Annotated in this window: 1 protein-coding gene; it reads right to left on the minus strand. The window is 68.1% G+C overall.

The features are described from left to right. Nucleotides 1–232 (minus strand): efflux RND transporter permease subunit (locus tag HKX41_13830; protein ID NNC25213.1); only part of this gene is annotated, 232 nt, incomplete at both ends.

Genomic DNA, 232 nt, shown 5'->3' on the forward strand with positions numbered 1-232 from the left:
CACGCGCGGGTCGACGTCGCCGGCGATGTCGGCGGCCGGGTAGCCGTTGTAGCGCAGCACCGGGTCGGGACCGAAGGTCTGCTTGATGGTGACCATCGAACCGATCGGCACCATCTCGCCGCGGTCGTTGCGGGTGCGCAGGTTGGCGATGTCCTCGACGCTGTCGCGGAAGTTGCCGTCGGCCTGGGCGATGACCTGCCAGGTGCGGCCGAACTGGTTGAAGTCGTTGACG

It is taken from the genome of Salifodinibacter halophilus (genome assembly GCA_012999515.1).
GTDB classification, from domain to species: domain Bacteria; phylum Pseudomonadota; class Gammaproteobacteria; order Nevskiales; family Salinisphaeraceae; genus Salifodinibacter; species Salifodinibacter halophilus.